2 protein-coding genes are annotated in these 1,948 nt (G+C 66.7%); both read left to right on the top strand.

The window, feature by feature from the left end; all coding sequences use genetic code 11:
* Positions 1 to 75 precede the first annotated feature (75 nt).
* Positions 76 to 1,491 (top strand): DUF6212 domain-containing protein, encoded by a 1,416-nt coding sequence (locus tag IT40_RS26335; RefSeq protein WP_036761461.1) that lies wholly within the window; start codon positions 76 to 78, stop codon positions 1,489 to 1,491.
* An 11-nt stretch (positions 1,492 to 1,502) separates the two neighbouring features.
* Positions 1,503 to 1,948, top strand: a 446-nt coding sequence (locus IT40_RS26330; protein ID WP_036761459.1) for a glycosyltransferase family A protein, incomplete at its 3' end; no start/stop codon positions are given.

Genomic DNA, 1,948 nt, shown 5'->3' with positions numbered 1-1,948 from the left:
AACCGATGAGTTTAGTTTACTAAGTTGGCCTTTTGCCGCCTCCCCCCTCCTCATCCCACTGTGATCGCCATTCCCATGTCCAAACAATTTGCCTCCATTCTCGTGGCGCCCGAAGACTATGCCGAAGTCAGCGCGCTCTCGCTTCCGGTCTCCCTGATCGTCGCCTCCGGGACGCCGGACAATGTCGAATTCAACGACGACGGCGGGCAAGTCCTGCCGCTCGACCAGGTGGCCCTGCGGGTCATCGGCCGCCTGCCCCTGTCGGACAGCGGCAAGGGCCATCTGGCAAAGCTGGCCAGCCTGTGGCGCAGCAAGCTGGATGTCGATGCTCCGGCGGAAATCCCGCTGGAGATCGCCGATACCGCGGATGCGCGCGCCAAGGTGCTGGAATGGCTGGTCGTGCAGATGACCAAGGCCCAGCAGCAAGGCGCGCAGCGCTCGACCCGGTTCATGCGCGAACTGGGCCTGCTGCGCCAGCAGCACGAGGAGATCCAGGCCAGCTTCCAGAACCTCGAGCAGTTCGTCTATCGGCACGGACCGCAGCATCGCAAGCTGGAGACCACGCTGTCGCCGGTCTCGGGGCAATTGCCGATCACCCTGCGCAACGGCTCGCGGCTGGTGCAGCGGCTGCCGGGTTCCAGCGTCGGGCTGAGCGACATCGCGGTCCAGATCAGCAACGAGACGCCCCCGTCGGAAGGGGTGCTGAACGTCAGCCTGCTGAGCCCCGACACCAACGAAACCCTGGCGATCTGGGAAGTGCCGGCCGCGCGGCTGACCCAGGGCTGGCTGCGCTTTTCGCTGGACCGCGCGCTGGGGCCGGACACGATCAGCCTGATGCTGAACGTCGCCTATCAAGGCAGGGATACCATCCGGCTGGCCAGCGCGGTGCAGCATCCCGAGCCGCGTTTCCATCCCGAGGTCGACGGCCAGCCGGTCGAGACCCTGCCGGCCTTGCAGATCTGGCGCTGGATCGCCGGGGCAAGGGCGCCGGTTCCGGCGAACGCCTTTATCCAGGTCGGCGGCAAGAACCGCCTGCGCCGGGTCGAGCGGGACACGCTGGCGACCGCGATCAACCTGGAAACGCTGCACGATACCGTGCCGCTGTTCCAGTCCGGCGAGGCGCTGCTGGTCCATGTGCTGCCCGACCAGACCGCATGCGGTATCCTGGCGGGGCTGGCCCTGCCGGGCGTGCGGCAGGTGTTCGCCTCGCTCCTGACCCGCCATGCCGAGGCGCCGCCGGTCGAATACCAACTGGCGCTGCTGCCGCAGGACCAGCGCCCGCACCAGCCCGGCCGCCTGCCGGTCTTCGACCCGGCCCTGAGTTCCGGCTGGATCAGGCTGCAGCCCGAGGAAGAGGGCCAGGCGCATGTCCTGCTGCCCGAATCGCTGGACAGGCCGCATGACCTCTATCTGATGACGCGCCTGCCGCGCGGGCATTCCAGCAACCACTACGGCTGGTCTACCTTCTCGAACATCTGCCTGCAGTTCTGAGGGGGAAGAGGATGCAACAGATTCTCCTGCGCCCCCAGGACGCGGATACGGTGCCGGTTCAGATGCCGCGGCTGGCGGTGGTCGTGCCGATCTTTCGCCATTCGGTGCTGCTGGCCGAGGCGATCGAAAGCGTCCTGGCCCAGCGGGCGGACTTCCCGATCCAGCTGGTCCTGGTCAACGACGGCTGCCCGCATCGCGAGACCGACCTGGTCTGCCGGGAATATGCGCTGAGCTATCCCGACCGGATCACCTACCTGCGCAAGCCCAATGGCGGGCTCAGCGATGCGCGCAACCATGGCATTCGTCATGCGCTGGCGACATGGGCTTCGGTCGAGGCGATCTACATGCTGGACGCCGACAACCGGCTGCGTCCCGACGCCATGGCCAATGCCATGGCGGCGCTGGCGCAGCATCCCGACGCCGGCTGGATCTATCCCAATATCGACATGTTCGGCCT

The organism is Paracoccus versutus, assembly GCF_000763885.1.
In the GTDB taxonomy this organism is placed as follows: Bacteria; Pseudomonadota; Alphaproteobacteria; order Rhodobacterales; family Rhodobacteraceae; genus Paracoccus; species Paracoccus versutus.
This window is presented reverse-complemented; position numbering and strand designations above follow the sequence as displayed.